Origin of the sequence: Ferruginibacter sp., assembly GCF_014377975.1 — a bacterium.
In the GTDB taxonomy this organism is placed as follows: domain Bacteria; phylum Bacteroidota; class Bacteroidia; order Chitinophagales; family Chitinophagaceae; genus Ferruginibacter.
On the sequence record NZ_JACMOO010000240.1, the window covers coordinates 1 to 1,998 of the forward strand.

Annotated in this window: 1 protein-coding gene and 1 pseudogene; both read left to right on the forward strand. The window is 39.1% G+C overall.

Annotated features, from left to right (window positions below):
- Window positions 1-1,231, forward strand: a 1,231-nt coding sequence (locus H7254_RS12695) for a ComEC/Rec2 family competence protein (protein WP_301933320.1), incomplete at its 5' end; no start/stop codon positions are given.
- Window positions 1,232-1,349: 118 nt separating this feature from the next.
- Window positions 1,350-1,998 (forward strand): annotated as a pseudogene (locus H7254_RS12700) (bifunctional phosphoribosylaminoimidazolecarboxamide formyltransferase/IMP cyclohydrolase PurH); the annotation flags it as partial.

The following is a 1,998-nucleotide window of genomic DNA, read 5'->3' on the forward strand; positions in this document are numbered from 1 at the left end:
CAAGCTTTTTAAAAAGAGAAGATGGACGTGGTGGGTAAAGCCTGTTGTTATATTATTGGTGATATGGATATTTAGTCTTGTTGCAGGAGCTGCCCCATCTATACTCAGGTCGGCTGTCATGTTTACTTTTATTCTTGCAGGTGAAAGCCTGGGCAAAAAACTTACTATTTATAACACACTTGCAGCATCAGCTTTTACTTTGCTTTGCTTTAACCCCTTCGCTTTATGGGATGTTGGTTTTCAGCTATCATACGCGGCAGTCTTAAGTATTGTTTTATTTATGCAGCCGGTTTATAACTGGATATATTTTAGAAACAAATTTTTAAGGGGAGTGTGGAAACTAAACGCCGTAACGCTGTCCGCACAGGTATTAACGGTGCCGATTGTCTGTTATCATTTTCACCAGTTTCCTAACCTGTTTTTGCTTACCAATTTTATTGTGGTGCCGCTCTCCAGTATTATTTTATATACCGAGTTATTTCTACTTACGTTTAATACAATCTTTACGCCACTTGCAACTTTTTTTGGGGTTATTACTGAGAAGTTGCTGTGGTTGATGAACACCTTTATTATAAAGATGAATGACTTGTCGTTTGCGGTAACTGATAACATTCAGGTTAGCATTGTGCAAACACTTTTATTGTATGGAAGCATAATAGCAGGCAGTTATTGGCTAATGCGTAAAAGCACCAGGGCTCGTACAATTGCTATGGGTTTTGGATTTTTTTTCTTTGTAGCACTTTCGGCAGACTTGTATAAAAATGCTATAAAAAGTAAATTGATTGTTTATAACATTCCACAGCATACCGCTATAGATTTTGTAGAGGGCTCGCATTACATTTTTGCCGGAGATACTGTTTTACTGCAGGATGGGTTTCTTCAAAACTTTCATCTAAAACCATCAAGGGTATTACACCGCATGCAACCTGCCCATATTGAGGAACTTGCCGCTGCAGGTCCCTTTTATTTTTATAAGAATAAAACGATACTGCTGCTGGACCGACCGTTAAAATTTGCAGGGAAAGAAAAAGTTAAAGTGGATTGTATTGTGTTAAGCAAGAGCCCCAATGTAAAATTTGCGCAGCTTGCAGGTGTATTTGATTGCCCATTGTATGTGTTTGATGGGTCGAATAGTTTGTGGAAAATCAGGCAATGGAAAAAAGTTTGTGACAGCCTACATTTGCGCCATTATTCAACACAGGAGAACGGTGCATTTATAATGAACCTATAGCAGGTAAACAAAGGTTAATTAAAGTGTTGCAGGAGATCAAATGCGACCCCGCAAATTATGACGGGGCAGGCAGCAATGATGCCCAACCGAAGTTATCTGCCCTGTATAAAAAAGAACCATGCAAAAGCAAATAAAGTCAGCATTAATCTCGGTTTTTTATAAGGATGGCATGGATGTAATTACTAAAAAACTGCATGAGTTGGGCATTACCATTTACAGTACCGGCGGTACTGAAAAGTTTATAAAAGACCTGGGAATACCTTGCGTGGCTGTGGAAAGCTTAACCGGGTACCCCAGCATTTTAGGCGGCCGGGTAAAGACCTTGCACCCGGTTGTTTTTGGTGGCATTTTGGGCAGGCGGGATGTACCGCAGGATGTTGACGAAATGAAACAATACAACATTCCTGAAATTGACCTTGTAATTGTTGACCTGTACCCTTTTGAAGAAACCCTGGCCAATACTTCGGATGAAAAATCGATTATTGAAAAGATTGATATAGGTGGTCCCTCGATGATACGTGCAGCAGCAAAAAATTTTAGGGATCTTTTGGTGGTGGCTGCTAAGGATGATTATGAAGACTTGATAAAATTATTAACGGATCAGGGTGGTAATACTACCATAGATCAACGTAAGAAATTTGCGGCAAAAGCTTTTGAAATTGTAATGATTTATGACATTGCTATTAGCAATTATTTTAATTCAGAAGACACATTTATCTCAATCAAAACTTCGGTTAAACAAGTGCTTCGCTATGGTGAAAACCCAC